An 18,062-nucleotide genomic window follows, 5' to 3' on the forward strand; every position below is an offset into this window, starting at 1 on the left:
CATGATCCGTCGTTCGCTTCTGCTGTCCGCCGCCGCCGTCCTGATGCTCGGCGCGTGCGGGCAGGGCGGGAAAGAGAAGGCGGGCGTCGCCCCGTTGCTGGTCGGCGCGACGGCCGTGCCGCACGCCGAAATTCTGGAGGTGGTGAAGCCGATCCTGGCCGCCGAGGGCGTGCCGATCGAGATCAAGGTCTTCAACGACTACGTCCAGCCTAACGTGCAACTGGCTGAAAAGCGGCTGGATGTGAACTATTTTCAGACCAAGCCCTATCTGGATGAGTTCAACACCGCGCGCGGCGCCGATCTGGTGACGGTCGCCGGCGTCCACGTCGAACCGCTGGGCATCTACTCGAAGAAGCACACGACGCTGGCGGCGATTCCGAACGGGGCGCAGGTGGTTTTGCCGAACGATGCGTCCAACACAGGGCGGGCTCTGCTGCTGCTGCAAGGCGCCGGCCTGATCACCCTGCGCGATCCGACCAGCCCGCTACAGACCGTCCGCGACATCGCGACCAACCCCAAGGGCCTGAAGTTCCAGGAGGTCGAGGCCGCCACCATTCCGCGCATCCTGCCCCAGGTCGATGCGGCGGTGATCAACACCAACTATGCCCTGGACGCCGGGCTGAAGCCCAAGACGGACGCTCTGTCTCTGGAAGGCGCCGACAGCCCCTATGTCAACTATCTGGTGGCGCGGCCTGACAACCGGAACGACCCGCGGGTTCAGGCCTTGGCCACCGCTCTGCGCAGCCAGGCGGTCAAGGATTTCATCGCCGGGAAATACGACGGCGCGGTGATCCCGGCGGCTTGATAAGCAGATTTACCCTAACGACGTTTTTCCAGTATGCTTTGATCTCCAGTTGGGAGAAGACGTCGTGCTGTCCATGAAACGCCACATCATTCTGCTTTTCGCGACCGTCGGGGCCGCTGTTGGTCCGCTTGTCGTGTTGAGAGATGCGCTGGTCAGTTCCGAGACTGACTGGAGCGGTCAATGGTGGATCGTCGCCGCCCTGACCGCAGCAGCCGTGTGCGGATTGATGGGAGCGATGGCTGGCGCGCTGCTGAAGCTGCTCATGGCCCGACTTCAGCCTCGGTAAGCTATCTCAAGCAGCGGCGGCTTGCTGCGGCTCGGTCATTCTGGCCATTTCGCTCGGCGTCGGAACCTGAACGGCCGCTATGATCGGGCCGCCTGTGGCCTCGGCGATCAGTTCGGCGGTCTTGCCTTCTATGGCGGCTTCCAGTCGGGCCAGAAAATCCTCTTTCGGCAGACCGGTCGGGATGGGGTCGAGGAATTCCAATGTGGCCGTCCCTGGCGTCTTGCGCGACGATTCCTGAGGCCAGAACAGGCCCAGGTTCGTAGCTAGAGGCACAACCGGCATGTTGAAGTCGCGGTACATGTGCCAGACGCCTGAGCGATAGCGGAACTTCTCGCCCACCTTGGCCAGATGGCCTTCGGGGTAGATCAAAATCCTGCGGCCGTCCTTGTGGGCGTCGGCGGCGCGCTCCTTGAGCGCGGCGCGGGCCGTATGGCCGCCGCAACTGTTGACCACGATGGCGCCGAGTTTCTTCAGCACCGTGCCGAGCAGCGGGAACTTTTCGAGGTGGTCGCCGGTGACGAAGGCCAGGTCATCGAACTGGTCATAGGTGGCGAAGCCGTCGCCCCAGCTCTGATGCTTGGAAGCGACGATGAAGCCGCCCTGCGGCAGGCGCTCCTTGCCCCGCACTTGCAACTTGATGCCCGCGAACAGGGCCATGGCCTGAACCATGCGGCGCACATAGCGACGAATAACCCAGGTTGTCGCGCCTCGGCCTGGCGCCAAGGCGGCGAAGGCCGCCACAAGGAAGTAGCCAATCGAGAGCGCCCAATAGGCGATACTGAAGGTGAAGCTTCTCATCCCGTCGTTATGACACGGGCAGGGGGCGGTTCGGCAACCACTTAAGCGGCGGCCTGCTCCTTGAGGTCGGCGTTGGTGACGCAGTTCCTGCCGCCGCGCTTGGAAGCGTAGAGGGCTTCGTCGGCGCGTTCCAGCACGCCCAGCGCGGTCTCGCCCGGGCGACGCTCGGCGAACCCGACCGAGATGGTCACGGCGCCCAGGTCATCGTTGGTGGAGCGGCGACGCAGCGAGCGCGAGCCTATCTCTTCTCGGATGGCGTTCAGCGCGGCCTCGACCGTGCCTGGGGTCTCGCCCGGGAAGATGACCGCGAACTCTTCGCCGCCGTAGCGGGCGGCGAGACGCGGCTTGTGCGCGATCCGGCCCAGGACGCTGGCGACGTAACGCAGCACTTGGTCGCCGGTCTGATGACCCCAGGTGTCGTTGAAGCGCTTGAAGTGGTCGATGTCGACAATGGCCAGGGTCAGGCTCTTGTCTTCGATTTCGGCTTCTTCGCAGAGACGCGCCAACTGTTCGTCGAAAGTCTTGCGGTTGGCCAGATTGGTCAGGGCGTCGGTCATGGCGTCGCGACGCACCTGTTCCAGGTGCTCGCGCAGACGGACGACTTCGCGGTTCGAGGACTCCAGGCGCTTTTCGAGCGCCGAGGTGTGGCGCTGAACCTTGCGGGTGGCGCTGGACAGGGTGGTGACGATGGCCGTCAGGTCCGTCGGACCCGCCACCTCCTGCATCTTGACCGAGGCGGTGCTGAGGGTCTCGCCATAGGCGGTCTGGGTCTTCCGCGCGTTGTCGATGGCCTCGGCCACAGCGGCAAGTTCGCGGTTGAGCACGGCCCCGACGTCACGGATTTCCTCGGACAGACGACCGCGCGGCAGGAACTCGGCGGCCAGCATTTCCGCCGTCGCGTCCGTGAAGGGCGTGTCGCCGGACAGCAGGCGGTGCAACTCGCGGCCCAGCAGTCCATCCGGATCGCTGACGTAGTGCACCCACAGCTCGAAGTTCAGCGGCGTCGGCCAGATGGAGGCCTGCTGCATCGCGTCGATGACGCGATGCGCCAAGGCATATGCCTCCGGTCCACGAAGGGAGGTCTCGACCTGCGCCGTCATTCTGATTCTCGCGCCCCAAGTATTGTTACGTAGATACTAGAACGAGGAAGCGTAATGACCGGTTAAGCTGAGGCCTGAAAGCCGCCCTTAGTCCTGGAAGACGATCGGACGACGCAAGAAGGCGGGGATGTCGTCGCCGAAGCCGCCAGGGGCCGCCTGAAGGCGCGGTTCCTTGGCTGGCTCGGGCTTCTTGCCTTCACGCGGGGCCTGTTCACGACCGCGATTGCGGTCGCGGCGCTGGGGCGCGGCCTTGACTTCAACGACGTCGGCTTCGACAGCGACTTCCGGCGTCGTGGCGACGATCGCGTCGATAGGCTCTGGTGCGGCTTCCGGCTTGGTCGAGCGACGGCTGCGCGAACGGCGCGGGGCCTCTTCGCGGGCTTCTTCGGCCTTGGGAGCGGGCGCCTTGGGGGCCGAAGGCGTGATCGGCTCCATCGAGGCGACGTTGTCGCTCTTGGGGATCGGACGCGGACGATCGCTGCGGCTGCGACCACGGCCCTTGGCGTCGTCGGTGCGCGGGCGGTCCTTGATGGAGGCGAAGTCGATGCCTTCCAGCGTCAGCTCCTGCGGGTCCATCTTGATCAGCTTCAGCACCTTATCCAGCGACTTGTCGTCGGACGGGGTGACGATCATGAAGGCCTGACCCAGCTTGCCGGCACGGCCGGTGCGGCCGATGCGGTGGACGTAGTCGTCGGCGTGGTGGGAGACGTCGTAGTTAAAGACGTGGCTGACGTCCGGGATGTCCAGACCGCGCGCGGCGACGTCCGAGGCCACCAGGATCTTCAACGCGCCCGAGCGGAAGTCGGCGAGGGTCTTGGTGCGCAGCGACTGGTCCAGGTCGCCGTGGATCGGCGCTGCGTCGAAGCCGTGCGTCTTCAGCGACTTGGCGACGATATCGACTTCCGACTTGCGATTGCAGAAGACGATGCCGTTCTTGACGTCCTCTCGGCCGACCAGGGCGCGCAGGGCTGTGCGCTTGGCCTTGGGGTCCGAGCTCGGAATGCGGACTATGTACTGGGTGATGGTGTCGGCGGTCATGGCCGGACGCGAAGCCTCGATCCGGGTCGGATCCTTGAGGAACTGCGTGGTCAGGCGCGTGATCTCGGGCGGCATGGTGGCCGAGAAGAACAGGGTCTGGCGCTTGGGTGGCGTCAGCTTGAAGATACGCTCGATGTCGGGGATGAAGCCCATGTCGAGCATACGGTCGGCTTCGTCGATGACCATCATCTCGACGCCGGTCAGCAGGATCTTGCCGCGTTCGAACAGGTCCAACAGACGGCCCGGCGTCGCGATCAGGACGTCGACGCCCTTGTTCAGCATGGCGACCTGGTCGCCCATGGACACGCCGCCGATCAGCAGAACCCAGCTCAGCTTGGTGCCCTTGGCGTATTTGGCGAAGCTCTCGGCGACCTGGTCGGCCAGTTCGCGGGTCGGGGCCAGGACCAGGGCGCGCGGCATACGAGCGCGCGCGCGACCGGTGCCGAGGCGGTCAATCAACGGCAGGGTGAATGCGGCGGTCTTGCCAGTGCCGGTCTGGGCGATGCCCAGAACGTCGCGACCCGCGAGGGCCACCGGGATGGCGGCGGCTTGAATGGGGGTAGCTTCGGTGTAGCCCGTATCGGCGACCGCTTTGAGGGTCGTGGCCGAAAGGCCCAGCTTGGTGAATTCTGTCATGCAACCTTGAGGACGGAGGAAACGTCGTAACGTCTTCAGCTTACGGAACCGCCCCTCGTGGGCGAGTGGGCGGCGCGCATCGCCAGTCCTATCCCGAGCCTGCGGCGGTATATGGAAACCCCTACGCCTCAGTCAAGTATTTCCGTTCGGGAACCAGACGGTTGGCAAAACCTTACTCGCCTGTAATGTCGCCTGCGGGGAAGGGAAGGGTTGTCGTATGCGATTGAAAACGCTTGCGTTCGCCTTGGCTGCTTGCTGCGCAGTGGCGCTGCCGGCTCAGGCGGACATGGAGTCTGCTTTCGGCAATACCGTGATCTCACACTATCCTGATGGAGCGTGGGTCAAGCACTGGTTCAACCGCGACGGAAGCTATCAGGCGGTATTCTCCGATGGGCGGCGACTGTCTGCGCGCTGGGCTGTCGAGGGCGAGCGCGTCTGCCTGAACGGTATCAGACCAAGGATGCTGCTGTCGCGGTTCTGCACGACCTTGGTCGAGGCATCGGTTGGCCAGACCTGGCCTGGACGAGATCCCTTGGGACGGCGGGTACGCAACGAACTGGTGGCTGGACGCTAGACTCTATTCCAGCAAGCTCGCTCCCGATCCGCTGAGCGAACCGGGAGCTGTTTAGCGATCTACTCGGCGTCAGCCGCCTTCTTGGGGGCGGCTTTCTTGGCCGCCGGCTTCTTGGCGGCAGGCTTTTTCGCAGCAGCAGGCTTTTTCTCGGCAGCGACCTTTGCCGGAGCCTTCTTCGCGGCGGGTTTTTTGGCTGCAGCCGCCTTCTTCTTCGGCGCCGCGCCGGCCTTGGCGGCCAGCAGGGGCAGGGCGTCTTCCAGCGTCAGGTCTTCCGGCGCCATGCCCTTGGGCAGGGTGGCGTTGACCTTGCCCCATTTGACGTAGGGGCCGAAGCGACCGGCCATGACCTGAACGGGGGCCTCGTCTTCCGGGTGCGCGCCCAGTTCCTTGAGCGGGGCCGTGGCCGAGCCGCGACCGGGACGACCGGCGCGCTTTTCAGCCAGCAGGGCGACGGCGCGGTTGATGCCGACCTCGAACACCTCGTCGATGTCCGAGACATTGGCGTAGGTGCCGGCGTGCAGGACGAACGGGCCGTAGCGGCCCAGACCTGCCGTGATCATCTTGCCGTCCTCGGGGTGAGGGCCGACTTCGCGCGGTAGGGCCAGCAGGCGCAGGGCCTGCTCCAGCGTCAGGGACGCCGGGCTCCAGCCTTTGGGCAGGGACGAGCGCTTGGGCTTTTCCTCGCCTGGAGGCGTGGTTTCGACATAGGGACCGAAGCGGCCGATCTTGAGCTGCACCGGCTGACCGGTCGACGGATCGACGCCCAGTTCGCGGTCGCCGCCGTCCGCGCCGCCTTCGGCGCCGTCAGGCGAGGCGACCGGGCGGGTGTATTTGCAGTCAGGATAACGCGAGCAGCCGATGAAGGCGCCGAAGCGGCTGGTCTTCAGGCTGAGCTGGCCCTGATGGCACAGGGGGCATTCGCGCGGATCAGACCCATCGCCCTTGTCCGGGAAGATGTGGGCGCCCAGGGCGTCGTTCAGGTGATCCAGGATCGCCGTGGTGCGCAGTTCGCCGGCGGCTTGCGTCGCGGCATGGAAGTCGGTCCAGAAGCTGCGCAGCAGCGCCTTCCAGTCCAGTTCGCCTGCCGAAACCTCGTCCAGCTGGCTCTCCAGCGCGGCGGTGAAGTCGTACTCGACCCAGCGGGTGAAGAACTGCTCCAGGAAGGCCGTGACCAGCCGTCCCTTATCCTCGGGATAGAAGCGGTTCTTGTCCATGCGGACGTATTCGCGGTCGCGCAGGGTCGTCAGGATCGAGGCGTAGGTCGAGGGACGACCGATGCCCAGCTCTTCCAGCTTCTTGACCAGGGTGGCTTCCGAGAAGCGCGGCGGCGGCTCGGTGAAGTGCTGGTCCGTGCGGATGGCTTCGACCTTGGCCTTGGCGCCTTCCTTCAGCGCGGGCAGGCGGCCGCCTTCGTCCTCTTCGTCGTCAGCACCCTTCTGCTTCTCGTCGCGTCCTTCTTCGTAGGCGGCGATGAAGCCGTCGAAGGCGACGACCTGACCCGTGGCGCGCAGGCCGGTCTGGCCGTCGGGCGTCTCGATCTCGACCGTGGTGCGGTCCAGACGGGCGCTCTCCATCTGCGAGGCGACCATGCGCTTCCAGATCAGCTCATAGAGGCGCTGCAGGTCGCCTTCGAGGCGCAGGGATTCCGGGTGACGCGCGATATTGGTCGGACGGATGGCTTCGTGCGCTTCCTGGGCGTTCTTGGCCTTGGTCTTGTAGTAGCGCGGCTCGGCCGGGACATAGGCGGGGCCGAAGCGGTCGGCGATGACCTCGCGCGCCTGTGCGATGCCTTCGGGGCTGACGAATAGGCCGTCGGTACGCATGTAGGTGATCAGGCCGCCGGTGTCGTCGACGCCCTCATACAGCTTCTGCGCCGCCTGCATGGTGCGCTGGGCGGTGAAGCCCAGCTTGCGCGAGGCTTCCTGTTGCAGGGTCGAGGTGGTGAAGGGCGGGGCGGGCGAGCGCTTGGCGGGCTTCTTCTCGACCGACTTGATGGTGAAGTCGCCGGCCTTGATGGCGTCGCGGGCGGCGAAGGCCATCTCCTCGGTCGGGATGTCCAGGCGTTGGATGCGCTTGCCGGCGTGCTTGACCAGGCGGGTGGTGAAGGGCGGGCTGTCGGCGACCAGGTCGGCCTCGACAGACCAGTATTCCTGGGCCTTGAACTTCTCGATCTCCATTTCGCGATCGACGACGATGCGCAGGGCGACCGACTGCACCCGGCCCGCCGAACGGGCGCCGGGCAGCTTGCGCCACAGGACGGGCGACAGGTTGAAGCCCACGAGATAGTCCAGCGCGCGGCGGGCCAGATAGGCTTCGACCAGTTCCATATCCAGCTGACGCGGATTGGCCATGGCTTCGAGCACGGCGGCCTTGGTGATGGCGTTGAAGGTGACGCGCTGGACCTCGGTGTCCTTCAGCGCCTTCTTCTTGTTCAGGACTTCCAGAACGTGCCAGCTGATCGCCTCTCCCTCACGGTCGGGGTCGGTTGCGAGGATGACGCGGTCGGCGCGCTTGGCCGCCTCAGCGATCTCGGACAGGCGCTTGGACGCCTTGGCGTCGACCTCCCAGACCATGGCGAAATCGTCGTCGGGCAGGACGGAGCCGTCCTTGGACGGCAGGTCGCGGATGTGGCCGTAGGAAGCCAGCACCTCGTAGCCAGAACCCAGGTATTTATTGATGGTCTTGGCCTTGGCGGGGCTCTCGACGATGACGAGATTCATGGCGCTCTATTCGGGAAATCGGGGCGCGAACGTGGTTGGCGCCGAGGGGGAAGTCAATCGGCACATTGAGGGTTGCGACCTAAAGGTGCTTTCTTGCCTTGCGATTCGACCAAAAGTTGTGCCTACTCTCATTGTTGTCAGGAGGTCTGAGCGTGCCGAATATAGAGGGACCACACGAACCGGGGTCTGGCGGATACGCAGCCGACTATCCCGTACGAGAATATGTGGCGGCCATGGCCGTCGAGCTGGCGAGCATGGCGCGGTGGGACGGCGACGAGAAGCTGGCGTCCGCCCTGGAAACCGCCGCCGACATGGCGCGCAAGGAAATGCGAGCGGCTTAGGATCAGACTGAGGCCAGTCCGCCGGGCAGCAGGCTGGCGCGACCAGCAAGGCTGAGCTCCAGCAAGGCCGCGGCGACTACGCCGATGGGCATGTCGAGCGCCCGGGCCAGTTCGTCACGCGGCGTAGGGACGGGCGACAACAGGGCGGCGACCTGTTCGATCAAGGCGTCGTCCAGATCGTCCGGCGCGCCGTCAAAGGGCGAATCGGCGGGCGGCTCTCGGAGGGTTCGCAGGGTGGTGAAGGCGCGCTCGACGTCCTCCAGCCCCTCACACAGGATGGCGCCCTGACGCAGCAGTTCATTGGGGCCTTTGGAGCGCGGGTCCAGCGGCGAACCCGGCACGGCGAAGACGTCGCGGCCCTGTTCATTGGCCAGGCGGGCGGTGATCAGGGAGCCGGAGCGGATTTCAGCCTCGACCACGATGACGCCGCGCGACAGGCCCGAGATGATGCGGTTGCGGCGGGGGAAATCGCGGGCCTGGGCGCGGGCGCCGACGGGGCTTTCCGAGACGATGCAGCCCTTTTCGACAATCTGGCGATAGAGGTCGGCGTTCTCGGACGGATAGATGTCGTCCACGCCGCCGCCGAGCACCGCGACCGTGCCAGTCGGCAGGGCGCCCATGTGCGCGGCCGCGTCGATGCCGCGCGCCAGACCCGAGACCACGACATGGCCGGCCTCGCCCAGTTGCTGCGACAGGCCGCGCGCGATGCGCTGGCCGCCCGCCGAGGCGATGCGCGCGCCGACCACGCCGATGCAGGGGCGCGATAGAAGTGTCGGGTCGCCGAGCGTCCACAACACCGGCGGGGGTGGATCGACGGCGGCGAGCACGGGCGGATAGTCGGCGTCGCCCAGCAGTATCAGCCGCGCCCCGACGCGCTCGCCCGCCGCCAGCTCGGCCTCGACGCGCTCGACGGCTGGCAGGGCGTAGCCGTCGCGGCCGCTGCGCCGCACCAGATCAGGCAGGGCCTCGACCGCACGGACGGCAGAGCCGAACCGCTGCAACAGTTGGGAAAAGGCCACGGGACCGACGCGGTCGGTGCGTGCCAGCCGAAGCCGGGCGAAGCGCTCGGCGTCGGACAACGGGGTCAAGCCTTCTTGGCCCCGATCTTGGGCTCGGCGCCTTTCAGCAGCCGGGCGATGTTCTCGTGGTGGCGGATATAGATCAGCACGGCGGTGAAGACGGCCAGGATGAGGATGGGCGCAGGGGCGGGCAGGCCCAGCATGGCCAGGGGCAGAAGCGCATAGAAGGGCGTCGCCGCCGCCGCCACCAGGGCCGCCAGCGAGGAGTAGCGCAGGGCGAAGGCTGTGATCAGCCAGGTCGCCGCCGCCATCAGGCCCAGTGGCCAGCAGGCGGCCAGGATCAGGCCGAAGAAGGTTGCGACCCCCTTGCCGCCCTTGAAGCCCAGCCAGACGGGGAAGAGATGGCCCATGAATGCGGCTCCGCCGGCGATGGCGCCCGCGACTTCGCCAAACAGATAGCGAGCGATCAGGAGGGCGACCGCGCCCTTGCCGGCGTCGAGGATCAGTGTGGCGATGGCCAGGTCCTTGCGGCCCGTGCGCAGGACGTTGGTCGCGCCGATGTTACCTGAACCGATATTGCGCACGTCCCCGGCGCCCGCCGCGCGGGTCAGGATGACCCCGAACGGGATTGAACCGAGCAGGTATCCGCCAATCGCTACAAGCCCGAGCGTGAGAAGCGCCGGTGCGGCCAGATCCTGCAAGTGATTCGCTCCCGTTTAGCGTGCGTCGTGGACGATGCGTCCCCCAACGACCGTGAGCAAGACCTTCCCTTGCAGGCGGCGGCCATCGAAGGGCGAATTCTTCGATTTCGAACGCAGTGTGGCCGCATCGACCACAACCGGCGCGCCGGCGTCGAACAGGACGAGGTCGGCGGGCGCGCCGGTCGCCAGCAGTCCGGCGTCCAGCCCCAGAAGACCGGCCGGGCCTTGGGTCAGCGGACGCAGCACGTCCAGCAGGTCCAAATCGTGCTCGTGGTGCAGCATCAGGGCGGCCGGCAGCAGGGTTTCCAGACCCACGGCGCCGGGCGCGGCCTCGGCGAAGGGGCGGCGCTTGTTCTCGGCGGGTTCGGGCGCATGGGCCGAGGTGATGGCGTCTATCAGGCCGTCGCGGACCGCCTCGACCAGGGCCTGACGGTCGCTCTCGGCGCGCAGGGGCGGGTCCAGCCGGTAGAAAGTCCGGTAGTCGCCGATGTCGATCTCGTTGAAGCAGAGATGGTTGATCGACACCGAGGCCGAGACCTCAAGGCCCCGAGCGCGGGCGCGCGCCAGGGTCTGCAGCGCGCCCTCGGTCGAGATCTGATCGACCAGGAAGCGGGCGCCGGTCTGTTCGACCAGGGCCAGGTCGCGTTCCAGCTGGATGCGCTCGGCGATGGCGGGTGCGCCGGACAGACCCAGGCGTGTCGCCAGTTCGCCCGAGGTCGCCACCGCACCCTCCGACAACCAGGGCTCAGCCGGGCGGCAGGCGATCAGGGCGTTGAAGGCGGCGGCGTAGCTCATCACCCTTTGCAGGGTGCGGGTGTTGACGATGACCCGGTCGCCGTCGGTGAAATAGAGGGCGCCGGCTTCGTGCATCAGGCCGATCTCGGCCATGCGCTGGCCGTCGCGGCCTTGCGTGGCGGCGCCCGCCGCGCGGACGTTGACCAGGTCGAGGGCGGCGCCGCGCCGCTGGATGTGGTCGATCAGGGCGGGGTCGTCGATGGCCGGGTCGGTGTCGGGCTGGACCACGATGGTGGTGACGCCGCCCGCCGCCGCCGACAGGCTGGCCGACTTCAGGGTTTCCTTGGGCTCATTGCCCGGCTCGCCGGTCTTGACCCGGATGTCGATCAGGCCGGGGGCCAGGCAGCGGCCCTGGGCGTCGATGACGGTGACGCCGTCGGGGCGCTGGGTCGCCTGGCCGTGGACGACCTCGACGATGCGGCCGTTCTGGATCAGGACCGCGCCGGGGCCGTCGTAGTCGCTGGCGGGATCGAGCAGACGGGCGTTGATAATCGCGAGTGTATTCGGAGCAGCGGTCATGCGGCGGCTCCCGCGCGGCGGTGGGCGAGGGCGGCCAGGACGGCCATGCGGGCGGCGACGCCCATCTCGACCTGATCCTGAATCAGGGAGACGGTCAGGTCGTCGGCCACGTCGGAGTCGATCTCCACGCCCCGGTTCATCGGGCCGGGGTGCATGACCCTGGCGCCCGGCGCAGCCCAGGCCAGCTTCTCGCGGTCCAGACCCCAGAAGCGGAAATACTCGCGCGTCGAAGGGATCAGGGCGCCGGTCATGCGTTCCAGCTGAAGGCGCAGCATCATGACCACGTCGCAGCCGGCCAGGCCTTCCTTCATGTCGTGGAAGACCTCGCAGCCCCAGCGGTCAGCGTCGCCGGGGACGAGCGTCGGCGGACCGATCAGGCGCACCCGCGCCCCCATCATCGACAGCAGGGCGACGTTGGAACGGGCCACGCGGCTGTGTGCGATGTCGCCGCAGATGGCGACCGTCAGTCCGCCGACGTCGCCAAAGGCGCGGCGCAAGGACAGCAGGTCCAGCAGGGCTTGCGTTGGGTGTTCATGCCGGCCGTCGCCGGCGTTGACGACGGCGCAGCCGACCTTTTGCGACAGCAGGTCCACGGCGCCCGAGGAGGCGTGGCGGACGACCAGGATTTCCGGCTTCATGGCGTTCAGCGTCACCGCCGTGTCGATCAGGGTCTCGCCCTTGGCGACCGAGGAGGCTGAGACTGGCATGGTCACCACGTCGGCGCCCAGACGCTTGGCGGCGATCTCGAACGAGGAGCTGGTGCGGGTCGAATTCTCGAAGAAGAGGTTCACGACCGTCTGGCCGCGCATCAGGTCGATGCCCTTGGCCGACTGTCGGTTAAAGTCGACGAAGGCGTCGGCGAGATCCAGCAGCGCCAGGGCGGCGGGCGGGTTCAGATCGCCGGCGGCGAGGAAGTGATCGCGGGGGAACGGCGTCAGTCGCTCCTCGATGGTTTCGGTGACGGAAGCGGCATGGGTCATCGAGACGCCGCTATAAGCCCGAGTCTGCGCGAGGGGAAGCTCAGGCGCGCAGACGGTCCAGCGCGCCCTGCAAAATCCAGGCGGCGGCGGTGCGGTCCACGACGTCGGCGCGTCGCTTGCGGCTGAGGTCCAGTTCTTCGATCAGGAAGCGCTCGACCGCCGTGGTCGACAGACGCTCGTCCTGGAAGGCCACGTTGACGGGACGCAGACGCTCCAGATTACGGGCGAAGGCGCGGCAGGACTGGGCGCGCGGGCCTTCGGAGCCGTCCATGTTCAGCGGTAGGCCGATGACCAGGGCCGAGACGTTGCGGCCGTTCATCAGCTTGATCAGCTGCTCGGCGTCCTGACTGAACTTCACCTTGCGGATTAGCTGCAGCGGGCTGGCGATCATGCGGCTGGTGTCGGACACCGCCACGCCAATGGTGTTCTCGCCCAGATCCAGCCCCATCCAGGGCGTGTCGGGCGGGCAGGCGGCGGGCAGGTCGGTGAGGTCGAATACGGGCACGGCCTCCCCATATTGCAATGCGGAACGCTTGTCGAAGCCGCATCGGGCGGTTAACCCACGACAGGAGTCAGTCTGGGCGACTCCCTTGCGCCCCGACGGGATGAATTTCGGAGATTTCCATGGCTATCGACGCCGCGACGGTGAGGCGTGTCGCCCACCTCGCCCGCATCAAGACCCCCGAGGACCGCCTGGAGCCGCTGGCCCAGGAGCTGAACGGCATCCTGAACTGGATCGAACAGCTGAACGAGGTCGATGTGCAGGGTGTCGAGCCGATGACCTCCAACGTCGCACAGCCCCTGCGCCTGCGCGAAGACGTCGTCACCGACGGCGCCAAGGTGGACGCCGTCCTGTCGAACGCTCCCAAGGCCGCTGACGGCTTCTTCGTCGTGCCCAAGGTGGTCGAATAGATGTCTGACCTCACCAAGCTTACGCTTAAAGACGCCGTCGACGGCCTGAAGGCCAAGACCTTCTCGTCGGAAGAGCTGACCCGCGCCTTCCTGACCAACATCGAGGCTTCGAACCCGAGCCTGAACGCCTATGTCGAAGTGACGGCGGACAAGGCGCTGGAACAGGCGCGCGCGTCGGACGCCAAACTGGCCAAGGGCGAGGGCGGCGACCTGGAAGGCGCGCCGCTGGGCATCAAGGATCTGTTCTGCACCGAGGGCGTGCAGACGACGGCGGGCTCCAACATGCTGCGCGGCTTCGTGCCGCCTTATGAGTCCACCGTCACCGCCAATCTGTGGCGCGAAGGCGCGGTCATGCTGGGCAAGCTCAACATGGACGAGTTCGCCATGGGCTCGGCCAACGAGACCTCGGCATTCGGTCCGGTGAAGAACCCGTGGAAGGCCAAGGGTTCGGACGCTGAACTGACGCCGGGCGGTTCGTCGGGCGGTTCGGCTTCGGCTGTGGCCTCTGATCTGTGCCTGGCCGCGACGGCCTCGGATACCGGCGGCTCGATCCGTCAGCCCGCCGCCTTCACCGGCACGGTCGGCATCAAGCCCACCTATGGCCGCGCCAGCCGTTTCGGCATGGTGGCCTTCGCCTCCTCGCTGGATCAGGCCGGACCGATCACCAAGACGGTGACCGACGCCGCCATCCTGCTGAAGTCCATGTGCTCGTTCGACGCCAAGGACTCGACCAGCCTCGACATCCCGACGCCTGACTGGACCCAGTCGGTCGGCCAGTCGGTCAAGGGTCTGCGCATCGGCGTCCCGGCGGAATACCTGATCGACGGCATGTCCGAAGAGATCAAGGCGCTGTGGCAGCAGGGCGTTGAGTGGCTGAAGGCCTCCGGCTGCGAGATCGTCGAGATCAGCCTGCCGCATACCAAATACGCCCTGCCGGCCTATTACATCGTGGCCCCGGCCGAGGCCTCGTCGAACCTGGCCCGCTATGACGGGATGCGCTTCGGTCATCGCGCCGAAGACTTCTCGTCGCTGGACGACCTCTATGCCGCCTCGCGCGCCGAGGGCTTCGGCAAGGAGGTTCAGCGCCGCCTGACCATCGGCACCTATGTCCTGTCGGCGGGCTTCTATGACGCCTACTACGTCAAGGCGCTGAAGGTGCGTCGGCGTATCGCCGAGGACTTCGACAATGTCTGGGGCAAGGTGGACGCCATCCTGACCCCGTCCACGCCGACGGCGGCGTTCAAGCTGGGCGACAAGCAGATCGACCCGCTGACCATGTACCTGAACGACGTCTTCACGGTGACGACCAACCTGGCCGGTCTGCCGGGCATCTCGGTACCCGCCGGTCTGAGCAGCGACGGTCTGCCGCTGGGCCTTCAGGTCATCGGCAAGGCCCTTGATGAGGCGACCGTCTTCCAGGTCGCGGCCGCACTGGAAGACTCCGCCGGTTTCGTCGCCAAACCGGCCAAGTGGTGGTGAGCATGTCTGAGAACAAAACACTGATCAAAGGTCGCACCGGCGACTGGGAAATCGTCATGGGCTTGGAGATCCACGCCCAGGTGGCGTCGAAGGCCAAGCTGTTCTCGGGCGCGGCCGTCGGCTTTGGCGCGGGGCCGAACGAGCAGGTGTCGCTGGTCGACGCCGGCTTCCCCGGCATGCTGCCGACCCTGAACAAGCACTGCGTCGAGCAGGCGGTGAAGTCGGGTCTGGGCCTGAAGGCGCAGATCAATCTGAAGAGCCAGTTCGACCGCAAGAACTACTTCTATCCCGACCTGCCGACCGGCTATCAGATCAGCCAGCTGTATCACCCGATCGTGGGCGAGGGCGTGGTCGAGGTGGAGGCGGAGGACGGCAGCTTCTTCAACGTCGGCATCGAGCGCCTGCACCTGGAGCAGGACGCGGGCAAGCTGATCCACGACCTGTCGCCGACGGAATCCTACGTCGACCTGAACCGGGCGGGCACGGCGCTGATGGAGATCGTCTCGCGTCCCGACATCCGCACGCCGGAAGAGGCGGTCGCCTACGTCAAGAAGATCCGCACTATCCTGATCTATCTCGGCACTTGCGACGGCGACATGGACAAGGGCAACCTGCGCGCCGACGTCAACGTCTCGGTCTGCCGCGTCGGCAACTACGCCAAGTTCAAGGAAACCGGCGACTTCGGCTTCCTGGGCACGCGCTGCGAGATCAAGAATGTCAACAGCTTCCGCTTCATTTCTCAGGCGATCAATTACGAGGCGCGTCGCCAGATCGAGATCCTCGAGGACGGCGGTTCGATCATTCAGGAAACCCGCCTGTATGACCCGACGGCAGGCGAAACGCGTTCGATGCGGTCCAAGGAAGAGGCGATGGACTATCGCTACTTCCCCGACCCCGACCTGCTGCCGCTGGAAATCGAACAGGCCTGGATCGACGAGATCAAGGCCAACCTGCCCGAGCTGCCGGACGAGAAGCGCCGTCGTCTGATGGCCGACTACGGCCTGTCGCAATACGACGCCGTGGTGCTGATCTCGGAACAGGCCAAGGCGGACTACTTCGAGGCCGCTGCGAAAGGCCGCGACGCCAAGCTGGTGTCCAACTGGGTCACCAACGAGGTCTCGGCGCGTCTGGCTGCCGACGGCAAGGACTTCAGCGAAAACCCGCTGCCGGCGGCGCACGTCGCCCAACTGGTCGAGCTGATCGAGACCGACGTCATCTCGTCAAAGATCGCCAAGGAGGTCTTCGACTACGTCTGGAACGGCGAGGGCAGCCCCGCCGAGGTGGTCGAGAAGCACGGCCTGAAGCAGGTGACGGATACGGGCGCCATCGAGAAGGCCGTCGACGACATCATCGCCGCCAACCCGGACAAGGCGGCGGCGGTGGCCGAGAAACCGCAAGCTCTGGGCTGGTTCGTCGGTCAGGTGATGAAGGCGACCGGCGGCAAGGCCAACCCCGCCGCCGTCAACGACATCCTTAAATCAAAGCTTGGGCTTTGATTTAAGAGCCTTACCTGGGAGCTTTGGCCCCCAGACCCCCGTTGGTCGCTAACGCTCGCGACGCGGTCGCTCGCTGCTTGAGCGACATGGGTGACGGATATGAAAAAGGCCCCGAGGTGCGATCCTCGGGGCCTTTCTGTTTACCCGGCTACCAGTTCCAGGCGTCGCGGACGACTTCGATGATGTAGCCGTCGTAGTCGTCGATCAGGTAGATGGTGTTGTCGACATAGACCCAGCGGGTCCCCGGAGGCGGATAGCCGAGACCATAGGTCCGCCAGTCGTTGACCTGATAGCGCCAGAAGACCTCCGGCAGATATTGGCCGACCTGGTACTGACGGTTCCAGTAGGTCCGCGGCACGCTGTAGTAGCCGTAGCCCGGCGCGAAATAGAAGCCGAGGCGCACGCCGTTCCAGCCCCGGAAGCGGCTGTCGTTGCGCCACCAGTCGCTGCGGTGGCGACGATCCCAGTCACGCCGCCACTGGTCGCGGTTCCAGCGATTGTGGAAGTCGCGATAGTCGCGGTCATGGTTCCAGTTCGGACGATCCGGGCGGTTGGGGCGACCAGGCTGATCGGGACGGTTTGGCCTGTTCCAATCCGGCCGGTTCGGACGCCCGGGTTGCTGCGATCCGGGGCGGTCGGGCCGGTTCCAGTCGGGCCGGTCAGGGCGTTCCGGACGGTTGGGCCGGTCCGGAGTCCCGGGTCGATCAGGTCTGCCTTGGCCAGGCCGTTCCGGCTGATCGGGACGGCTCGGCCATTGACCGTTGGGTCGATCCGGGCGGTCGGGTCGGCCCGGACGCGGCGTATCAGGGCGTCCCTGATCGGCGGGGCGATCCGGACGACTGGGCCTGTCGGGGCGCTGGGGGCGCTCAGGGCGCGGTGTATCGGGCCGTGTCTGCGGGCGCTCGGGACGGGCTGGTCGGGCTCCGTCCTGATCCCCGCGCGGCGCCCTGCCTAGGGCGCGCGGCGTGTCTTCGGCCTGGGCCTGTCGATCCTGGGCCAGCGTCGCCACGGGAGCGAGCGCGGGCAGGGCGAAACTGGCGATCGCCGTGAACACCATCAGGGAACGTTTCATGGTCTTCTTCCTGGCACGCCGAGATGGCGGCTTGAGCATCAATCTGGCGCCGTCGCCATGAACCACGGCTGAACGCTGATCGCTGGAAACGTGCAGGCTTCCAAGAAAAAGCCCCGCAAAGCCTAGCTCTGCGGGGCCATTCCTATGTCCTGCTCGCGGTCTAGTAGACGTCGTGCAGCACGCTGGCGATCAGACCGGTGGCGACCGCGATCAGCAGGATGTCGTTGTTGGCGTGGACATAGCGATAACCGCGCGGCGCCGGGCGCAGGTTGTAATAGTAGGGGTCGCTCACGTAGTAGCCGCGATAGGCCGAGGGCAGATAGGCGCCCTGACGCCAGCGATAGCTCTGATAGCGCGGATCGACCCGATAATAGCCGCGCCCCGGCGCGTACCAGTAGCCGTTGCGGGCGCCGCGATAGTCGCGGAACTCGGGCCGACCGCGCCACCAGTCGCGGTTGTTGCGGTCCCAGCGATCATTATGGCGGCTCTGGCGATAGTCGCGGCGGTCGTCCCGACGATCTTCACGCCATTCGCGACGGTCCTCACGGCGATCCTCGCGCCACTCACGGCGGTCTTCCCGACGATCATGACGGTCTTCGCGGCGCTCCTGGCGATACTCGCGGTGATCGCGGTTCTGGGCCTGAGCCGCCAACGGCGCGGCCGTGGTGGTCAGCGCCAGGGCGACGATGGCGGCCTTGGTGAGGCGGTTCATCGGTTCGTCTCCATGGTCTGGGCGCCGGAGGGATGCTGCGGTCGGCCCGTTGAAACAGAAGGCCAAGGTCGGTCCCGGC

At 66.4% G+C, this 18,062-nt stretch carries 19 protein-coding genes; 8 read left to right on the plus strand and 11 right to left on the minus strand.

The window, feature by feature from the left end; genetic code table 11:
- Position 1 precedes the first annotated feature (1 nt).
- Both HNP51_RS06170 and HNP51_RS06175 read left to right on the plus strand, forming a co-directional pair.
- A complete protein-coding gene (locus tag HNP51_RS06170; protein ID WP_184268199.1) occupies positions 2-805 on the plus strand; it encodes a MetQ/NlpA family ABC transporter substrate-binding protein in 804 nt (267 codons plus the stop codon).
- A 73-nt stretch (positions 806-878) separates the two neighbouring features.
- On the plus strand, positions 879-1,091 hold the full coding sequence (locus tag HNP51_RS06175; RefSeq protein ID WP_184268201.1) for a hypothetical protein: 213 nt from the start codon (positions 879-881) through the stop codon (positions 1,089-1,091).
- 6 nt (positions 1,092-1,097) lie between these two features.
- Here HNP51_RS06175 and HNP51_RS06180 read toward each other — a convergent pair whose 3' ends face one another.
- The 3 genes from HNP51_RS06180 to HNP51_RS06190 all read right to left on the minus strand — a co-directional run bounded on the left by HNP51_RS06180 (position 1,098) and on the right by HNP51_RS06190 (position 4,663).
- Positions 1,098-1,889: a 1-acyl-sn-glycerol-3-phosphate acyltransferase gene (locus HNP51_RS06180; protein ID WP_184268203.1), complete on the minus strand. Its 792-nt coding sequence runs from the start codon at positions 1,887-1,889 to the stop codon at positions 1,098-1,100.
- Between the two features lie 41 nt (positions 1,890-1,930).
- Entirely contained in the window at positions 1,931-2,989 is a 1,059-nt protein-coding gene (locus HNP51_RS06185; RefSeq protein ID WP_184268205.1) for a GGDEF domain-containing protein, read from the minus strand.
- A gap of 87 nt (positions 2,990-3,076) precedes the next feature.
- A complete protein-coding gene (locus tag HNP51_RS06190; RefSeq protein WP_184268207.1) occupies positions 3,077-4,663 on the minus strand; it encodes a DEAD/DEAH box helicase in 1,587 nt (528 codons plus the stop codon).
- Between the two features lie 217 nt (positions 4,664-4,880).
- On the opposite strand from HNP51_RS06190, the gene HNP51_RS06195 reads away from it, so the two are divergent.
- Positions 4,881-5,237: a hypothetical protein gene (locus HNP51_RS06195; RefSeq protein WP_184268209.1), complete on the plus strand. Its 357-nt coding sequence runs from the start codon at positions 4,881-4,883 to the stop codon at positions 5,235-5,237.
- Between the two features lie 59 nt (positions 5,238-5,296).
- Here HNP51_RS06195 and topA read toward each other — a convergent pair whose 3' ends face one another.
- The gene (gene topA / locus HNP51_RS06200) at positions 5,297-7,957 is read right to left on the minus strand and encodes a type I DNA topoisomerase (RefSeq protein WP_184268211.1); all 2,661 of its coding nucleotides are present in this window, start codon (positions 7,955-7,957) and stop codon (positions 5,297-5,299) included.
- Positions 7,958-8,109: 152 nt separating this feature from the next.
- On the opposite strand from topA, the gene HNP51_RS06205 reads away from it, so the two are divergent.
- Entirely contained in the window at positions 8,110-8,298 is a 189-nt protein-coding gene (locus tag HNP51_RS06205) for a hypothetical protein (protein WP_184268213.1), read from the plus strand.
- 2 nt (positions 8,299-8,300) lie between these two features.
- Here the strand turns inward: HNP51_RS06205 and dprA are convergent, their stop codons facing one another.
- Genes dprA through ruvX form a run of 5 tightly spaced genes read right to left on the minus strand, consistent with a single transcriptional unit; the run spans position 8,301 to position 12,817 of the window.
- On the minus strand, positions 8,301-9,386 hold the full coding sequence (gene dprA / locus HNP51_RS06210) for a DNA-processing protein DprA (RefSeq protein WP_184268215.1): 1,086 nt from the start codon (positions 9,384-9,386) through the stop codon (positions 8,301-8,303).
- Positions 9,383-10,018, minus strand: a complete 636-nt coding sequence (gene plsY / locus HNP51_RS06215) for a glycerol-3-phosphate 1-O-acyltransferase PlsY (protein WP_114816977.1) — start codon at positions 10,016-10,018, stop codon at positions 9,383-9,385. The genes dprA and plsY overlap by 4 nt, the downstream gene beginning before the upstream one ends.
- Positions 10,019-10,033: 15 nt before the next feature.
- Positions 10,034-11,332 carry a dihydroorotase gene (gene pyrC, locus HNP51_RS06220; protein WP_184268217.1) on the minus strand — a complete coding sequence of 433 codons (1,299 nt, stop codon included), beginning with the start codon at positions 11,330-11,332 and terminating at the stop codon, positions 10,034-10,036.
- Positions 11,329-12,312, minus strand: a complete 984-nt coding sequence (locus HNP51_RS06225; RefSeq protein WP_178823187.1) for an aspartate carbamoyltransferase catalytic subunit — start codon at positions 12,310-12,312, stop codon at positions 11,329-11,331. Before HNP51_RS06225 ends, pyrC begins: the two co-directional genes overlap by 4 nt.
- 40 nt (positions 12,313-12,352) lie before the next feature.
- Positions 12,353-12,817 (minus strand): Holliday junction resolvase RuvX, encoded by a 465-nt coding sequence (gene ruvX, locus HNP51_RS06230; RefSeq protein ID WP_184268220.1) that lies wholly within the window; start codon positions 12,815-12,817, stop codon positions 12,353-12,355.
- Positions 12,818-12,834: 17 nt separating this feature from the next.
- On the opposite strand from ruvX, the gene HNP51_RS18950 reads away from it, so the two are divergent.
- Genes HNP51_RS18950 through gatB form a run of 4 tightly spaced genes read left to right on the plus strand, consistent with a single transcriptional unit; the run spans position 12,835 to position 16,199 of the window.
- Complete coding sequence (locus HNP51_RS18950; protein WP_409360105.1) at positions 12,835-12,921, plus strand: hypothetical protein; 87 nt, start codon at positions 12,835-12,837, stop codon at positions 12,919-12,921.
- Positions 12,922-12,936: 15 nt separating this feature from the next.
- Entirely contained in the window at positions 12,937-13,224 is a 288-nt protein-coding gene (gatC, locus tag HNP51_RS06235) for an Asp-tRNA(Asn)/Glu-tRNA(Gln) amidotransferase subunit GatC (RefSeq protein WP_184268222.1), read from the plus strand.
- The gene (gatA, locus tag HNP51_RS06240; protein ID WP_184268224.1) at positions 13,225-14,703 is read left to right on the plus strand and encodes an Asp-tRNA(Asn)/Glu-tRNA(Gln) amidotransferase subunit GatA; all 1,479 of its coding nucleotides are present in this window, start codon (positions 13,225-13,227) and stop codon (positions 14,701-14,703) included.
- Positions 14,704-14,705: 2 nt separating this feature from the next.
- Positions 14,706-16,199 carry an Asp-tRNA(Asn)/Glu-tRNA(Gln) amidotransferase subunit GatB gene (gene gatB / locus HNP51_RS06245; protein ID WP_184268226.1) on the plus strand — a complete coding sequence of 498 codons (1,494 nt, stop codon included), beginning with the start codon at positions 14,706-14,708 and terminating at the stop codon, positions 16,197-16,199.
- A 148-nt stretch (positions 16,200-16,347) separates the two neighbouring features.
- On the opposite strand, the gene HNP51_RS18505 is transcribed toward gatB, so the two are convergent.
- Together HNP51_RS18505 and HNP51_RS06255 are read right to left on the minus strand one after the other, a co-directional pair.
- Positions 16,348-17,271 (minus strand): RcnB family protein, encoded by a 924-nt coding sequence (locus tag HNP51_RS18505; RefSeq protein ID WP_260398357.1) that lies wholly within the window; start codon positions 17,269-17,271, stop codon positions 16,348-16,350.
- A gap of 160 nt (positions 17,272-17,431) precedes the next feature.
- A complete protein-coding gene (locus HNP51_RS06255; RefSeq protein WP_184268228.1) occupies positions 17,432-17,983 on the minus strand; it encodes an RcnB family protein in 552 nt (183 codons plus the stop codon).
- Between the last annotated feature and the right edge of the window lie 79 nt (positions 17,984-18,062).

The organism is Brevundimonas bullata (assembly GCF_014207965.1).
GTDB lineage: Bacteria > Pseudomonadota > Alphaproteobacteria > Caulobacterales > Caulobacteraceae > Brevundimonas > Brevundimonas bullata_A.